The organism is Clostridium sp. chh4-2 (assembly GCF_002899675.1).
Lineage (GTDB): Bacteria > Bacillota > Clostridia > Lachnospirales > Lachnospiraceae > CHH4-2.
On record NZ_PKUU01000019.1, the window covers coordinates 59,261 to 75,581 of the forward strand.

Genomic DNA, 16,321 nt, shown 5'->3' on the forward strand with positions numbered 1-16,321 from the left:
GACAGAATATAATGAAACGAGTTGGAGCGATTCTGCGGGGAACCGTGCTTATTTTCCTCGTGGCTGTGATAGCGATGAACGGAATATTATTGATAAAGCGTCTGGTCTATAAAGAAGACCTTCCATCGCTGTTTGGTTATTCCATCGTCACGGTTTTGTCCGGCAGTATGGAACCGGAATTTTCACCTGGAGATATGCTTTTAATAAAGACGCAGAAAAATTATGAGGTGAGCGATATTGTAACCTATGAGGATCAATCCTCCTACGTTACACACCGAATCATTGAAGAGGATCAGGATTCTTACCTGACCAAAGGCGATGCCAATAATGCGCCGGACGGCAAGCGGATTCCCAAGGAAAATATATATGGAGCGGTTCATTTGGTAATACCGGGTGTGGGAAATCTTGTTTTGTTTTTAAAATCGCCATTTGGCATTTTGGTTATGATTATAATATTTTTAGTTTTGACGGAATTGTCTTTCTGGTGGGAGAAAAGAAGGGCAAAGGAATAAAGACACGGGGAAAGAGGGAGCGGCATGTTGAATTCATTTAAGAAAAAACATGAAAAAACAAGCCATCAGACGCGAAAAATGCGTCTGCCTCTGCCTCTGTGGCTTTTTTATATTGGAATATTGAGCATGAGCCTGACCGGCGTGACATTTTCCAAATATTCCACCATCATACATGGAACAATCAGCGTACAGGTAGCCGATTCCTATAACGTGACATTTCTCGACGCGGACGGTGTTACGGAACTTGCTTCTGTCAGAGTATATGACGGCCAAAATATCGAAAATGCACCGGACATGGGCGGCGAAGCGGTTATGCTGTGCTCTGAAGATGAGCTGATCAACGACTTAGAACCGATATTCATCGGCTGGAGCCTGGATGGAGAGATAATCTTGGATTTAGCCGACCTGGTGGTTGACCGGGAGATGCAGCTGATTGCCGTATATGAAAATCCGTTGGATTTGATCGGTGAAGCGACACCGTCAAATGCATTGGAAGAGGTACTGGTAGAAGAACCTAAAGCAGGAGGCGTACAGTCAGGATCATCCGGCCAAAACGGCGGTGGGGCTCAAATACCGGCGGCAGATCAGAATACCGTATTAAATCAAAACGGGACTTCAAATTCAGGCGGAGATACGGCACCACCAGACGCGTTAGATAAACCAGGAGAGAATGTCCAGCCGGACGCTTCCATTCAGCCGGAAGAAAATGGCCAGCCAGGCGGTTCCGGCCAAACCGAGGGCACAGCTGAAGGCACAGACCAGGCCGGATCACAAGACCAGACAGGAACCGGAGATCAGACCGGTTCGTCAGACCAGTCCGAAGCGGCGGGTCAAACAAATCAGGGTGGACAGACAGATACATCCGGCTTAACTGAAGAAAGCGGTCAAACCGATTCTTCCGGTTTATCAGGAGAAAGCGATCAGACCGGTTCCTCCGGATCAGCAGCAGAAGCGGATCAGTCCAGTGGCTCCAATCAGGCAGGAGAGGAGCAGAATAATTCTTCGGATCAGGCGGGAGAAGCAAATCCGTCAGATTCCACGGACCAAACAGGAAGCGGCAGCCAGACTGGTGATGCGGACTTATCGGGAGAATCGGATCTGACAGGTGGATCGGATCTGGCAGATGGATCGGATCAGACGGAGGATTCCGCCTCAACGGATTCATCTTCCCAATCAGAAAGCGGACAGAATGAAAGTACCAATATGTCAGATGGTTCGGGCTTAACAGAATAATCAAATTGTATTAAAAATGCGGTCATTTACAGACCGCATTTTTTTATCCCCCCAACGTCACATCCTGTTTTGCATACCACTCAAGCGCATCCGTCAGATGCTTTGGAGTAAAATCCGGCCAATATTCATCCACCACATAAAAATCCGAATAAACGGACTGAATGGGCAGAAAACCGGACAGCCTTCTTCGTCCGCCCCACCGTATGACCAGATCAATTCTGGATACATCCCGGGAAGCCAGCTCAGCGCCCAGCTTTCCGTTGCGATAGCCAAGATCCCATTCCCAACTGTAATTGATCAAAAAATTGATTTTCATGCCGCCTTTGCCAAAGACATGCCTTGTGGTATAAGGAAGAAGGGCTTCCGGAAACATGGGGGAGTTCGTATTGCCCAGAACCAGCAGCTCCGCATGTTCCTTTGACAGAACCTTCACTGCGTCGATACATGCGTTTGAAAATGCAACCCTTTGCTTAGAAGGGCGTTTCGTGTTGTCCACTGTGAAGCCGTAAAATGTCATTTCTTCAATTCCCATTTCCCTGCACATCCGGTAAAGCGTCATGCCGGGGGCGATTCCATGGATGTAACCGTCCTCTTTCTCCATGTTTTGTCCTAAAGCCCACCGGCGGTTTCCGTCAGGGATAATTCCAATATGTTTTGGTAGTCGCATTTTGCCTCCAATTAGCCGGAATAACCGGCTGATAATGAAATGTATTAATCTTTACCAAGTATTGCCGCATTAAAGCATCTGTAAACCGGAAACATCGAAATTTCCTGATAAAGTCATTCATTTGTTCAGCTTGTTAGTTACAAAAAAATGACTGAAAATATAATAGATAAATAGATTGTAATCATAAAAATACGATAGTATAATGAAAGAAATAAATCGTTTATCAGGGGGATTTGAAGTGAAAAAGAGACTTTTTACAGTTGTGTTAGCCGGAATGGTTGCTGCTTCTTCCTTATATTTTCCGATGCCTCGGCCGTCATTTGCCCAGACAGGCGGAACAGGGGAACGGATCGGCACTGCATCCAATGCAGAATATCCGGAAGAAGATGGGGAAGAGGATAGTGAATTGGAAGATGACGTCAATTTAGCGACGGACAGCGATGCAGAAGAGGAAGAACTTGAAAATGATATCGCAGCTAATGAGGAACTGAAGGATGTACCGGAAAAAACTAAAGTTCAGGTGTATTCGGCCGATGATCTGACTGCCGATGATATGTTTTCTTTCAGTAGGGGAGAGATACAAGGATTTTCAAAAGCATACTTGGAGCAGTTGGAAGAGGATGAAGAAGGATTTTTGTCGGTCGATTTAGTGATTCCGGATGAGATTAACGGGGCAGCTGTAACGGAGATTGGATCACAGGCATTTGACGGCAGTCAATATAAGGACTATAAAAATCTTCGGATACGTTCTATCGATTTGAGCCAGGCATCTGAGCTGACACAGATAAAGAAGTTTGCTTTTGATGCATATAGCTCTTCCACTACTTTATATGCAGATATGGAAGAATGCGAACTGAATTTGCCGGACAGTCTTACTGAAATAGGTGAATGTGCATTCCGGCTTCAAAAAAATTTAAAAGGAGATTTGGATTTAACTACAATTACTAAAATAGGAAGCAGCGCTTTTGAGAAGTGCGGATTTGACGGCAATCTGATGTTGCCGGACAATGAAATATATACTGCGGTAGAGGGTCAGACATTTTATGGATGTTCATTTACTGGAACATTAGAAATTCCGGATCATATAACGGAGATAAAAGGAAATTATGCCTTTTCAGGAAATCATTTTGACAGGGTTATTTTGAATAATAATATAACGCTTATAGGAGGTTCCGCCTTTCAAGATTGTACCCTATTGGAGTCAATATCTGTAAAGGGGAAAAGTTCAATAGAACATGGCGTTACATTACCGGACAATCTAATCACATTGGAAAACCGTATTATTGAAAATTGCGCCCAATTAACTACCAGTTTTGTAATACCGGATGCGACTGTTAAAGTAGGAAGCACTTTATTTGCCGGATCTAATATTAAGACAGTATATGGCGGAAATAATGTCGATACTAAATATGGAGGCAATTTTTTATTTGATTGTAAAGTAACTGCCTTCATATTGCCGTCAAAGGAAGTCTATGATTTAGTTTCGCCCCAGATGACCAGCAGTAAAAAAAGTTTATGCGCTTATCCAATGACCGTAACGTTTACAGGTGAGGAAGGAAACTCTGTTTCAACAATAGAGGCGCTGTATAATCGTCCTATCAATTATAGAAAAAATGAAGAAACACTGGTTTGGGAAGCAGATAATACCTATGTACTGCCTGAGCGAGAGGACAAAAAGATAGGTTTTGATGTGGGCTGGGGCTTTTCCCCGGACGGAACTGCGATAAAAGAGAGCAGTCTTGTAAGCGGTTTAAACCTGTATCCTGTCATTTCACTATCTACACCAACAGTGGTGTTCCAAAAAGATATAGATAAAACATATGATGGAAAGACGTCCTATTTGGAGGTGGAGGCGTTCCAGCCCATTACGAAAGTCGACAGCAGCTATTACCTCTATTATTTCCTTGGATCAGAAGGGGGATTTACTAATATTGTCTATAAGGGAACTGCTCCAATTCATTATGGAATTACCGATGTGGCAGACTCAGGAGTTTATCCGGTACAAATACAATTTCTCCATAAGGAAAATGGCTCCTCTGTAAGAAAGTGGCTTTATAGCGGTGTAGCCTTCATGCCCAGGATAAAAAAAGCAGATGCTACATTGCTGATTCCCGTAACTGTGGATACAGCCGAGTGTCCAACATCTCTTTCCGACATCTCCATCGCCCTCCCGGAAGAATTTCCTTCCGGCAAAATCGAATGGGAAGAGCCCGATCAGCAGCTCACGATCGGAAGCAATCAGTGCGGCTGGATCTATACTCCTGACAACGCCGAGAATTTCACTCAGAGCAGTTACCGCGGAACCACGGAAATTATAGGCGTAAAACGCCCTGAAGTGACAAATGTGACGGTTACTCCCGGACATACGGAAGCAGAACCGGGCCAGTCTATCCGGTTCACAGCCCGGGTGGAAGGCGTGGAAGTCAGCTTACAAGGCGTAAACTGGTCGGTTCAGGGATCATCTTCTGTCGGTACGGTAATCGACTCCGATGGAGTGCTGAAGATCGCTGACAATGAGACTGCCGGACGTTTAACGGTTACCGCTGCTTCAACATATGATTCTACCAAAATAGGAACAGCGGATGTGACTGTCAACCCCAAGGTGATTTTGTACACCCTTACGTTTGACAGCCGCGGCGGCAGCGCCATTGCACCCATATCCGATTTAATACAGGGAACCGTTATAGAACTGCCGGCTCCGTTAAGAGAAGGTTATCAGTTTGACGGTTGGTACTCGGAACCGGATGGAGGAACCAAGTTTGATAAATCTATTACTGTAAGCAGCGATATCACCGTTTATGCTCACTGGACTCTTATAAAAGTACCGGATAACAGCGGCAGTGACGATTCCGACGAAACCGGAGAAATGCAGTCATCCACAGTTTCAATCGGCGTTACGGAAGAAATTGTTTCCGGAAAGGTCAATACCGTGACCGTTCAGGACGGAGGAGTAAAGGCGGTTGTAACGGCGGATGATGTGGATAAGATGATTCAGTCCGTAAAAGCAGGCCAGGATTTGAAAAAAGATGTGATACACATAGCGGTTGCATCCGGTATCCGGAATGCGAATGAGACAGCGGTGTCTCTGCCTCATGAGTTAGACCGTAAAATGCAGGAAAATAATGTCTCCACATTGAAATTGTCCTTTGAAAACCAGGGTTTAGAGATGAACTTAACTCAGAATAAAATACAGGAGATGAACCAGCACGCAAGTGCGGGAATCCGCATATCGGCGCAGAAAATAGACTCTGCAGCGGCATTAACTGCGGATCAGAACATTTTACAGCAGCATTCCTATCATATTGAAGCATTTTATGAAGCCACTGGAAAACCAGTCGTTCTATCCGGCAACGAAGTGGCGGAAATCGCAATCCCTTACGTGTTAAAAGAGGGTGAAACGGCTGATAAGATCATAGCGGTTCAGATTAAAGATGACGGCACGATTCTTTATTTGGAAAACTCCAGATATGACCCGGCAACCAGGAAAATGATCTTTGGAATCACTGAATTTGGAACCTATTCAATCGCCGTAAAACCATAGCCGGAATTTGATTTTTTAATCCGGGTATGCTATATTATACTCAGATTAAATGAACATAGGAGAGCGGCAATTATGAAAGATACGGCATTGGTGATTATGGCGGCCGGCATTGGCAGCCGGTTTGGCGGCGGAATCAAACAGTTGGAGCCGGTTGGGCCAAATGGGGAGATTATCATGGACTATTCCATCCATGATGCATTGGAAGCGGGATTTAATAAGATTGTATTTATAATCCGTAAAGATTTGGAGAAGGATTTTAAAGAGATTATCGGACAGCGGATCGAAAAGATCGCGCCGGTTGAGTATGTATTCCAGGAGTTAGATGATTTGCCGGAAGGTTATAAAAAGCCGGAAGGAAGAACAAAACCATGGGGAACCGGCCAGGCGGTGCTGTGCGTGAAAGGTGTTGTTAAAGATCCGTTCCTCGTTATTAATGCGGATGATTACTACGGTAAAGAAGGATTTAAGAAGATTCATCAGTATTTATCCGAAGAGATGAACGAAGACAGCGATATCTATGATATCTGCATGGGCGGATTCATCCTTTCCAATACTCTGAGTGAAAATGGCGGAGTGACACGGGGAGTTTGTGTATTGAATGAAGACGGTACCTTAAAAGATGTTACGGAGACCTATAATATCGAGATGAAGGGGAACGGATTATTTGCCACGGATGTGGACGGCAATCCGGTAGCAATCAGCCCGAAACAGCATGTTTCCATGAACATGTGGGGACTTCCGCCTAAATTCCTGGATGAACTGGAAGATGGGTTCAAGGAATTTTTGGATAACCAGAAAGAAGGAGATTTGAAATCTGAGTATCTTCTTCCAAGCATTATCGACGGAATGGTGAAATCAGGCCGCGCAAAGGTCGCTGTATTGGAGACTTTGGATAAGTGGTTTGGGGTTACTTATAAAGAAGATAAAGAAGCGGTTGTGAATGCGATTAAGAAATTGATTGCGGATGGGGTTTATTAAAAGAGTTGAATAGGATTTATGTAAAGGACCTGGTCTTTTACATTAAAACGTGAAGGCATTTTTCAAAATGCCTTCACGTTTTACTTTAAATGCATGATTTCACGCGCCCCGTCACCTAAAAATTAAAATCCGAAATCAATATCTTGGCAAACGGATCTGCCAATTCCATATTAAGCACTTCTCTTTCCCCTGACGAAACCGGCATCAGATCGATGGCGCTGACTCTTTTGCTGATCTTTTCCAGCTCACAGCCTTCAGCAACGATTCTGGCCTTCAATTCATCGATCATGGAGCGGAGCAGGGACTCCTTAGCCAGCGCTCCCGGTTCAAAGGACATGATATCACAGAGATTGTGAAGATCTTCCAATGTATATTCATTTTCATTCAAAGACTGAAGAAAGTGGATTCTTTCCATAGTATTGCCGCATTTTGCAAAAGTTCTGATCATAATAATTCCCCTCTTATTCTGCCGTATTAACGGCGTGCTAATGATTATATTATGCCATCCTATGCTGTCAACAGGAATTTTAAGGTTTCAGCGTAAAAAAGTCAATTTGCTAATAACACAAAAAAATTATTGAATTAAGTAAGGTTTTCAGCATAATCTTAATTATTAAGGCATATGATATAAGTAAACAAGTATATTTCAGTGGTAATGATCATTTTTGCCATCTGGATAGGAGCAAGAGGAGAGGATTAGCTATGGATGAGATACATTATTTAATATCAGATGCATCAAAAAAAGTGGATGTAGAGGCGCACGTGCTTCGTTACTGGGAAGATGAATTGGGACTTGAGATTCCGAGAAATGATATGGGACACCGCTATTATACGGAATTACATATTCGCCTGTTCCGCCAGATTAAGGAGTTAAAGGAAAAAGGATATCAGCTGAAAGCGATTAAAACTGCTCTTGACCGGATTATGGACGAGCATAAAGATAGTCAGATAACTGACTGTATACTGGAACAGGATATGACCGAAGTTTTAAAGGAAACTGCGATGGAGACAAGCCTCAGCACTCAAAGCGAAAGCGGAATTTCCGGCATGACGGCGGAAGAGAAGATGGAACAATTCCAGCAGATTATGAACCAGGTGATCGGACGGGCGATAGAAGCCAATAACGAGAAGCTTTCCCAGGACGTGAGCTGTATGGTGGGGGACAAGGTTTTAAAAGAGCTGGAATATCTGATGAGGGTTAAGGATGAAAAAGAGGACGAGCGTTTCAAACAGCTGGACGAGATCATCCGGATCTATCAGAAGGACAACCGCGGGCGCAGCGAAGCGGCGGCATCCAAGATTCCTTTCTTTAAGAAGAAACACTTTGGCCGGAATGTGAAAAAGCTGATCTGAGGGAACTCAGATCAGCTTTTACGGCATGCATCCACAAATGAAGTGAACAGATTTTTAGCTGCCTCATTAAATGGATACAGATATTCAGGGTGCCATTGAACCGCTACAAAATAAGGATAATCCTTCATTTCCACGGCCTCCACCAGTCCGTCGGGGGCATAGCCGGTTACGGTAAGGGACGGCGCCGTTTTTTTAATCGCCTGATGATGCATGCTGTTCACCTGAATGGTGGTGCAGCCGCAGATGGATTCCAATACAGAACCTTTTTCCACTTCAACCGAATGGGAATAGTTTGTATAGTAGAATGGCTGGCGGTGGGCAATCGGGAATTCCGGCGAGGTCTGGCTTGGAATGTCCTGATAGATGGTTCCGCCCAAAGCGATATTTAAAAGCTGGATTCCGCGGCAGATGCCCAGAACCGGCTTTTTTGCGTCTAAGACTTTGGGAAGAAGCGCTATTTCCAGTTTATCTCTGAGAGGGGACACATCGCCGCAGTGAAGATGGGTGGGTTCACCGAAGTAAGACGGATGAACATCAGGTCCGCCTGTGAAGAGAACTCCGTCCACCAGGCCGAGCAGCTGATCTAAATCTTCATCGGCTGCTTCTAATGGAAATACCAGAGGAATTGCTCCTGCATCCCGGATCGCTCTTAAATAAGTAGGGCGCACGGTCAAATCATCTTTTTCCGTATCATGAGAAGGAGTGATACCGATTATTGGTTTTTTCGCCATATTAAAAACCTCATTTCTTTTTTTATTATATGGGATTTCCGTTCAAAGAGTTTATGTAAAGATAATTTCTGTAAAAGAAGAAAATCCTGCAAACAGGAGTTTTTGCCTGCGTAGGACTTTTATATCATAGACACGAGTTCCTATGATATAAAAAATAAATGCCTCTTCCCGTATGGAAGAGGCATTTATGTATTCTAATATCTTATTAGCCTTCGCTAATAGCGCCTGTTGGGCAAGTACCTGCACAAGTACCGCAGTCGATACAGGAATCAGCATCGATAACGTACTGTCCATCTCCTTCAGAAATAGCGCCTACTGGACATTCGCCAGCACAAGCACCACAGCTAACGCAAGAATCACTAATTACATATGCCATAATAAATTACCTCCTTATATTCTATACATTTGTGTTTATTTTATACTATAAATGAGAAATATTCAAGTGGAAAATCTTGTTTATCATGTACCTGGTTAGGAACAATTTCGCGGCGCCGGGAATGGGTTCTGTTTTAGAGAAAAAGAAGAAAAAATCCTGCAATTATGGCCTGAAAATATTTTAAAAGGCCTAAAAACGATTGACAGATCCGGGAGAACGCAATAAAATTATAAGTATAAAACTATGAATCTGGTTTATATATATAAACCATGGAGGGCGTAAAATGAACAGAACAGTGGAACGAACATTTGCAATCCTGCAGTTAATTGCGGATTGTAAAGACGGGATTACGTTACAGGAGATTGCTAATGAGATGGGGATGGCGAAAAGCAGCGCTTTTGTAATTGTTCAGACGCTTTTGGAATTAAACTATATTTCAACGGTAACGAACAATAACAAGAAGTACTGTCTTGGAATCGAAACCTATTCTCTTGGCATGAAATATGTCAATGATATGAGCCTTATCGAACAGTGCGCCATCTATATTCCTCCCATCGCAGAGCGGTATAATAAAACTGCATTTGTAGCGGTGCTGAATGGAACGAAGGTTGTGTATGTATATAAATATGTAGCACATGACGCAAAGCTGGCCTCCTGTGCGCTGGGAACCAGGAAGGATGCATATGCCACATCTCTTGGAAAGGCGATCATCGCATTTTTGCCGGAGGAAGAGCGGAATGCTTTGGTGGATAAGATTGAGTTTAAAGCGCTGACCAATTTCACCATAACGTCTAAGGAACGGTTTATAGAAGAGATCGAGCGGACAAAAGAGCGGGGGTATTCTCTGGATGCGCGGGAATTAGAGAATATTACCAGCTGTTGCGGCGCGCCTATTTTTAACTACAGCGGCGAGGTTATTGCGGCGGTTTCCTTATCCGATATCTATAATGAGGATCTGGATGATGAGAAAGTGGCTGAAGATCTGAAGGAAGTTGCTTTACAGATATCAAAATGCCTGGGATATTTTCCAAAACCGTAAGGTTTTGGAAGAAAGGCGGGTAAATGTAGTGAAATTACAGAGGCGGGATGAAAATAATTGGATAAAAGTGCACAAAAATATTGACAAGCAGTTAACAGAGGTATATACTATAGATAAATTATGAACCTAGTTTATAATTAAGAACTGTAAACGGGCAACACCAGCCGCACAATTTTAGAAGACCTATATTCAACGGGTCTTTAAAAATTACATTGAATCGTGAACGGAGTTCATAAATATGAATAATGGAAAGATTAAGCAGTTTATGTGGTTTGATTTAGCGCTTTTGTCGGCGTTGGCCGCTGTTTCCGAATTCATGGGGAGCGGGTTGCTGAGCGTATGGAACAGCGATTTCTACTTCAGCTTTACGATAGCGGTCAGCCTGATCGCTATGATACGCTGGGGTGCAGTCGGTGTGACAGCCGGTATGATCGGGGGAATCCCCGGAATTATCTTTTCAGACATGACGGTTTGGGGCGGGATTTTGTTTTACGTTCTGGCCAATGCATTTTTAGCGGTTCCGATCCTTTTGTATGGGAGCAGAAACCGGGATATGATTGCTGAGAGCCCGGTGCTTTTGATGCTTTATGTACTGGTCTCCCATATCTGCCTTTCGATCGGCAAGGGAATTGCAATCTTCTTTTTAACAGGGGAGATGACAGGGGCGGTTGATTATTTCGGAGCCACGTTTTTAATTACTGTGATTGATTTAATCGTATGTCTGGTTTTGAGAATGCGCGATGGCCTGATCTGCGATATGAGATTTTATTTTAATCAGGGGGAAGGAGAACGGAATGAAGAATACGGAAATTGAGATGAGAAAACCGCATACCAAACAGCTATGGAGAGCGGTGATAAAGGATTGGCGGCTATATGTGCTGCTGCTTCCGCTGATCCTGTGGTTTGCGGTATGGGCGTACAAACCGATGGGCGGGCTGCTGATTGCGTTCAAGCGCTTTGATCCTCAGTTTGGCGTATGGGGAAGTGAGTTTAAGGGAATTGACAACTTCATCAATCTTGTAACGGGAGTGAATAAGGTGGAGTTTTGGCAGGCGTTTCGAAATACATTTATCATAAGCGCCTACAGCCTGATCTTCGGATTCCCGGTGCCAATTATCCTGGCTCTTCTGTTTGCGGAGATTGGTAATGAAACGGTGAGGAAGTTAGCACAGACAGCTACCTACCTGCCTCATTTCCTTTCGGAAGTTACGATTACCGGCATTACGCTGATGTTAGTGTACAGCGGTGTTCGTTCCAGCGGCGTGATTGCATCCGTGTTCCAGCAGTTAGGGCTGATAGAGCCGGGGGTTTCGATGATGCAGAAGGCCAATTATTTCCGGCCTCTCTATATTCTAGTGGGAATCTGGAAGGAGAGCGGATATAACTCCATTGTTTATTTTGCGGCGATCATGGGGATTTCACCTTCCCTGTATGAAGCGTTGAAAGTGGACGGAGGCAACAAGTTCCAGGAAATCCGTTTTGTCACATTTCCGGGCATGGCGCCTACATTGATAATCATGATTATCATGAGAATCGGCAACATGCTCACCATCGGATATGAAAGAGTTCTGCTTTTGTATAACGCCAATATTTACGTAACCGCAGATGTGCTTTCCACCTTTGAACAGAGAATCGGTATTCTTTCGGGCAATTACGGCGTCGGGGCGGCGGTCAGTTTGTTTAACTCGCTGATTGCATTTGCGTTGGTAATTGGGGCCAACACCATAAGCCGGAATATATCGGATACATCATTATGGTAGAAAAAGAAAGGGTGAAAAGATGGAACGGTTAGATAAAAGCGAAAAGATATTTAAAGTGTTTTCCTATACCATGGTCATTATCTTCGCTCTGCTCGCGCTGTATCCGGTGCTGTATGCGTTCAGCGTGTCCATCAGCGGCAAGGTGGCATATGAGAGCGGCCAGATTGTGCTGCTGCCCAAGGATGTGACGTTTCAGGCTTATGACATGGTGCTTCATAACAAGGGATTCTGGATCGCTTATACCAATACGCTGTTTTATACGGTGCTTGGAACGGCGTGGAGTATGGGCATTTCATTAACAGGCGCTTATGCGCTTCAAAAGTCTAAACTGGTGTTCAGAAGACAATGGAATTTCCTTTTAGTATTTACCATGTGGTTCAGCGCAGGCATGATTCCACTGTATCTGAACTACAAGAATATGGGCGTAGACAACCGCTGGGGCATGATAGTGGCCTTTGGCGTCCAGGCTTATAACATCATTCTTTTGAGGAATTACTTCAGCAGCATTCCTAAGGAGATTGAAGAGGCGGCGATTGTGGACGGAGCCAATGAGTTCCAGCTGTTTGGAAAGATTTACATACCGATGTCAACTGCCAGTATCGCGACCGTAACATTATTCTATGCGATTTCCCGCTGGAATGCATACTACTGGTCCAGAATGCTGCTGGCTGATCCATATGAACAGCCGTTACAGGTGTATTTGCGGCAGTTGATTGAGAATTACCAGAAATTATATGATGAATCGCCGGTGAACCTGACCTATTCGGCGGACAGCCTGGCTTATGCGATCATCATCTGTTCGATTGTACCAGTACTGGTCATTTACCCGTACATTCAGAAATACTTTGCAAAAGGTGTTAACATGGGCGGGGTAAAAGGATAAATGCAATATAGCCAAATAAGGCAGAAGGAGGAAGTTATTTTATGAGAAAGAAAGCATTAAGCTGTTTGATGGCAGCTGTGATGGCAGCATCGGCGTTGACGGGGTGCGGATCTTCAGTTGTAGACCAGGCGGCGTCTCAGCAGGCGTCCCAGCAGAGCACAACGGAAGCCCCTAAGGCAACAACGGAAGCTGCCGGGGAAACAAAAGAGGAAGAGAAAACCGGCCCGGATCTGACGGATACGGTGGAACTCAAGTTTAACTTTGCATTGGGGAATAAATCCAGAACTATGACCTATAACCAGGAGTCACCGCTGACCCTTCCGGACGGCACCGTAGTATCAGCCGGAATGCTGAAACCTATGTGGTCCTATGTGGAGAAAGAGCTGAACAGCAAGTTTACCGACGTAACGGTACAGGATATTAAGGCTACCGATATGATCCAGACAGAATCTACCTCAAACTTTGCGGGCGCTAACATTTTTGGCGGCGAATCCATTGCGGAACGTCTCATGTTCTACGGAACAGAGGGCAAGTTTGTTAACATCTCTGAGAAGATGGAAGAAGGATATATGCCGAACTTTAAGGCATATCTGGAAGCCAATCCGGCAGTGAAATCTGCGATCACCGCATATGACGGAAGCATTTACCATGTTCCTTATATTGCTGAATTAAACCAATTTGCAAGAACATTTAACATCAGGGAAACCTGGGTGACAAAACTGCTGGATGATGAAAACGCTGCTTATGATAAAGCTGATTTTACCGTACATTATGACGGCTTTTACGTAGGGGATAACAAGAGAACGGGCGATAACGGCGGCACTGTTACTCCGAAAGAGGGCGTTGATGTGGTGAAAAAGACAGATCAGAGCATCATCGAGATTCAGAACGGGCTGGATGTGAAGAACGGTGAAACACTCACCAATGCGCTGATCCAGTATATCAAAGACAACTATGATTATGATAATGCGTCTGAACTGTATCTGGGCGAAAAAGCAGCTTATGATATTGACGAGATGATCGCTTTAATGCGGTGTATCAAGGCGAATCCCACACTGCTGACAGACGGAAAGGCAGAAGCGGTATGGCCGCTGTTCGTAAGACAGTCCAGCTACCGTGAAGACCTGATCAGGCTTTCCACCTACTTTGGCGGAATTAAGGCTCATGGCGCCGATTCCTATCTCTCCAGATGGTATATCGATGGGGATGGAAAAATCCAGTATACATACTCGGAAGAAGACATTTACAATGTGCTCAGCTACTTATCAGATATGGAAGCGGAAGGACTGATCTATTCCGATTGCTATGAACTGACCGATAAGACGAATTTCCGTTCTACTTTATGGGGAACTGACGAAGGCGACGCTCCTTCTTATGGATTTATGACATATGACTGGATCGCTTCTTCCACATCTGATTCACTGAATAAGGATACCGTTGTTATTCTTCCTCCTGTAGCGAAGGTGAACGGCGTATGGCAGTATTACATCGACAACGGCAGAGCGATTAAGCCTGACGGATGGGCGATTTCCGTAGCCGGTTCCACAGACGAGCAGATTCAGAGAGCATGTGCGGTAATGGATTACTTCTTCACGGAAGAAGGCGCTGTTGTTCAGAACTATGGCCTTCCGATGACTTTGGAAGAGGGCGAGAAATACCAAGGACCTGACGGAATCCAGTATCCGAAATTCACACCATGGGTTGTTGAGACTGCAGGCGCAGTTGCCAAGGGCGATTTATCCACATTCCTCAGAGACTGGATGGGCTGTCTGATGCCGATCGGATATCAGAAGGAAATTGGTTTTGAATACCAGTATACATCAGAAAGAGGATTTGACGGATGGGCGCTGCTTCAGAATTCCACAACGAACTTTGCGACCTATGCCGGAGAGGGAATGAAAGGGGATAATCCTAATTACTACAAGATGATTCCTCCTGTATTCTCACTGACATCCAGACAGAAAGAAGCAGTTTCTGATTCCACATCCCTTGATTCACAGGATATCGTAGAATTTATGTTCAATGTTGTACGTTACAAAACAAAAGGAAATGCTCCTTCCGGAACTGTAGTGGCTCAGAATTATGAGGAATACCTTGCAGAGTTTGAGAAGAGAGGCCTTGGACTTTATGAAGAAACTTATCAGGCCGCATATGAAGTGATGACATCCGGCAACTGATACAATTAATTTGAGGGAGGGGGATTCCTCCTCCTCCCTTATTAGATAAAGGCGGGAGCTGATTATGCAGAAAATATTTAAAACTCAGAAAATTACTGCCGGGATATATCTGGTTATGGCAGTCGTTGTATTTATCTTTACATTGGTATTCATGACTGAGTATAAGGATCTGTTTGGCCTGAAGTTAAAGCAGAACAGCCAGATTTCATTTTTCCATGATTCCGTACTTCAGACATTTAACAGGCAGATATTTCTGCTTGCGCTGATCGGCATACTTATCGTTTTGTTTTCATTTTTACTTGAAATTTACAGCAAGGTGCCGGACCGGTTTGCCTTGATTATTATGGAAGTTTTACTTTTGGCCTGCTGCGCGGGAGCTGTATATGCGATGACCAATATACAGGCAGTTCAGGCATTTTACAGAACTCTTGATTTCCAGTATTTAAAGCTGGAGGGAATGGTAGACTATAAACCACATTTTACCACATTTCAGATTGGACTTTTAATTTACCTGCTGCAGATCGTTGCCTGCGTCGGTTATGGAATCGCGATGGCTATGAGTCACATAACATTTGTTAAAAATGAGAAGAAGGGGCGCATGGAAAATGAGCAGTAAAATGGATGAAAAAGAAAAAAAGGCATACGTGTCATTATATAAAAAAGACGGATTATCGTATTCGCTGACCTTATTGGCAATTGTAGCTGAACTGGTCTATGTAATCAGCATTTTGGACGTGATAGAAGTCAGCTTTTGGATGGGGCCTGCTGTTATGATCAACATCGTCATGCTGTTTGCCTTATTTACCTGTGCGGTTAAAATGAATATTTACGAGAAAAAACTGGCATTTGCTGCGGTCGGCCTGGGAATTTATATGATCCTGCGCCAGGCGGTATTTGTACCGTTTATTCTGAAGCCTTACAGCAGGCAGATGATAATCATGGCGGCAAATGCGGCAGGAACCTGTCTTTTGGTGGCGGCGGGATTTATCAGTATCCACAGAACCAACAGAAGGCAGAAGCTGCAGGAGAAACTGGACAGTATGGGCGAAGGCCTGGAGATGAGGTGATAAG

Annotated in this window: 17 protein-coding genes; 12 read left to right on the plus strand and 5 right to left on the minus strand. The window is 44.3% G+C overall.

The genetic code is table 11. From position 1 onward, the window contains the following. Positions 1-11: 11 nt before the first annotated feature. A complete protein-coding gene (locus tag C0033_RS18475) occupies positions 12-512 on the plus strand; it encodes a signal peptidase I (protein ID WP_103229377.1) in 501 nt (166 codons plus the stop codon). Between the two features lie 24 nt (positions 513-536). Further along, positions 537-1,745, plus strand: coding sequence for a hypothetical protein (locus tag C0033_RS18480; RefSeq protein ID WP_103229378.1), 1,209 nt, complete (start codon positions 537-539; stop codon positions 1,743-1,745). 43 nt (positions 1,746-1,788) lie between these two features. On the opposite strand, the gene C0033_RS18485 is transcribed toward C0033_RS18480, so the two are convergent. Next, positions 1,789-2,412 carry an undecaprenyl diphosphate synthase family protein gene (locus C0033_RS18485; RefSeq protein ID WP_103229379.1) on the minus strand — a complete coding sequence of 208 codons (624 nt, stop codon included), beginning with the start codon at positions 2,410-2,412 and terminating at the stop codon, positions 1,789-1,791. A gap of 238 nt (positions 2,413-2,650) precedes the next feature. On the opposite strand from C0033_RS18485, the gene C0033_RS18490 reads away from it, so the two are divergent. Further along, complete coding sequence (locus C0033_RS18490; protein ID WP_180994811.1) at positions 2,651-5,953, plus strand: leucine-rich repeat protein; 3,303 nt, start codon at positions 2,651-2,653, stop codon at positions 5,951-5,953. Between the two features lie 72 nt (positions 5,954-6,025). Further along, a complete protein-coding gene (locus C0033_RS18495) occupies positions 6,026-6,931 on the plus strand; it encodes a sugar phosphate nucleotidyltransferase (RefSeq protein ID WP_103229381.1) in 906 nt (301 codons plus the stop codon). A 115-nt stretch (positions 6,932-7,046) separates the two neighbouring features. On the opposite strand, the gene C0033_RS18500 is transcribed toward C0033_RS18495, so the two are convergent. Beyond that, positions 7,047-7,379 carry a hypothetical protein gene (locus tag C0033_RS18500; protein WP_103229382.1) on the minus strand — a complete coding sequence of 111 codons (333 nt, stop codon included), beginning with the start codon at positions 7,377-7,379 and terminating at the stop codon, positions 7,047-7,049. A gap of 254 nt (positions 7,380-7,633) precedes the next feature. On the opposite strand from C0033_RS18500, the gene C0033_RS18505 reads away from it, so the two are divergent. Then, positions 7,634-8,284 (plus strand): helix-turn-helix domain-containing protein, encoded by a 651-nt coding sequence (locus C0033_RS18505; RefSeq protein WP_103229383.1) that lies wholly within the window; start codon positions 7,634-7,636, stop codon positions 8,282-8,284. A gap of 11 nt (positions 8,285-8,295) precedes the next feature. Here the strand turns inward: C0033_RS18505 and C0033_RS18510 are convergent, their stop codons facing one another. From C0033_RS18510 to C0033_RS18515, 3 genes are read right to left on the minus strand one after another with little or no spacing between them, the layout of a single operon-like run. Then, on the minus strand, positions 8,296-9,015 hold the full coding sequence (locus C0033_RS18510; RefSeq protein ID WP_103229384.1) for a gamma-glutamyl-gamma-aminobutyrate hydrolase family protein: 720 nt from the start codon (positions 9,013-9,015) through the stop codon (positions 8,296-8,298). A gap of 51 nt (positions 9,016-9,066) precedes the next feature. Next, entirely contained in the window at positions 9,067-9,291 is a 225-nt protein-coding gene (locus C0033_RS27165) for a hypothetical protein (protein ID WP_180994816.1), read from the minus strand. Continuing rightward, entirely contained in the window at positions 9,221-9,391 is a 171-nt protein-coding gene (locus C0033_RS18515) for a 4Fe-4S binding protein (RefSeq protein WP_103229385.1), read from the minus strand. The genes C0033_RS27165 and C0033_RS18515 overlap by 71 nt, the downstream gene beginning before the upstream one ends. Before the next feature lie 283 nt (positions 9,392-9,674). Here C0033_RS18515 and C0033_RS18520 point away from each other — a divergent pair, with 283 nt between their 5' ends. From C0033_RS18520 to C0033_RS18550, 7 genes are all read left to right on the plus strand, one after another. Further along, the gene (locus C0033_RS18520; RefSeq protein WP_103229386.1) at positions 9,675-10,430 is read left to right on the plus strand and encodes an IclR family transcriptional regulator; all 756 of its coding nucleotides are present in this window, start codon (positions 9,675-9,677) and stop codon (positions 10,428-10,430) included. Between the two features lie 238 nt (positions 10,431-10,668). After that, positions 10,669-11,244 carry a hypothetical protein gene (locus tag C0033_RS18525; protein WP_103229387.1) on the plus strand — a complete coding sequence of 192 codons (576 nt, stop codon included), beginning with the start codon at positions 10,669-10,671 and terminating at the stop codon, positions 11,242-11,244. Then, a complete protein-coding gene (locus C0033_RS18530; protein WP_103229388.1) occupies positions 11,225-12,190 on the plus strand; it encodes an ABC transporter permease subunit in 966 nt (321 codons plus the stop codon). The genes C0033_RS18525 and C0033_RS18530 overlap by 20 nt, the downstream gene beginning before the upstream one ends. A gap of 19 nt (positions 12,191-12,209) precedes the next feature. Next, the gene (locus C0033_RS18535) at positions 12,210-13,073 is read left to right on the plus strand and encodes a carbohydrate ABC transporter permease (protein WP_103229389.1); all 864 of its coding nucleotides are present in this window, start codon (positions 12,210-12,212) and stop codon (positions 13,071-13,073) included. A gap of 41 nt (positions 13,074-13,114) precedes the next feature. Then, entirely contained in the window at positions 13,115-15,250 is a 2,136-nt protein-coding gene (locus C0033_RS18540) for a hypothetical protein (protein ID WP_103229390.1), read from the plus strand. A 64-nt stretch (positions 15,251-15,314) separates the two neighbouring features. Beyond that, positions 15,315-15,866 (plus strand): hypothetical protein, encoded by a 552-nt coding sequence (locus C0033_RS18545; RefSeq protein ID WP_103229391.1) that lies wholly within the window; start codon positions 15,315-15,317, stop codon positions 15,864-15,866. Then, positions 15,856-16,317: a hypothetical protein gene (locus C0033_RS18550; protein WP_103229392.1), complete on the plus strand. Its 462-nt coding sequence runs from the start codon at positions 15,856-15,858 to the stop codon at positions 16,315-16,317. The genes C0033_RS18545 and C0033_RS18550 overlap by 11 nt, the downstream gene beginning before the upstream one ends. Positions 16,318-16,321: the final 4 nt, after the last annotated feature.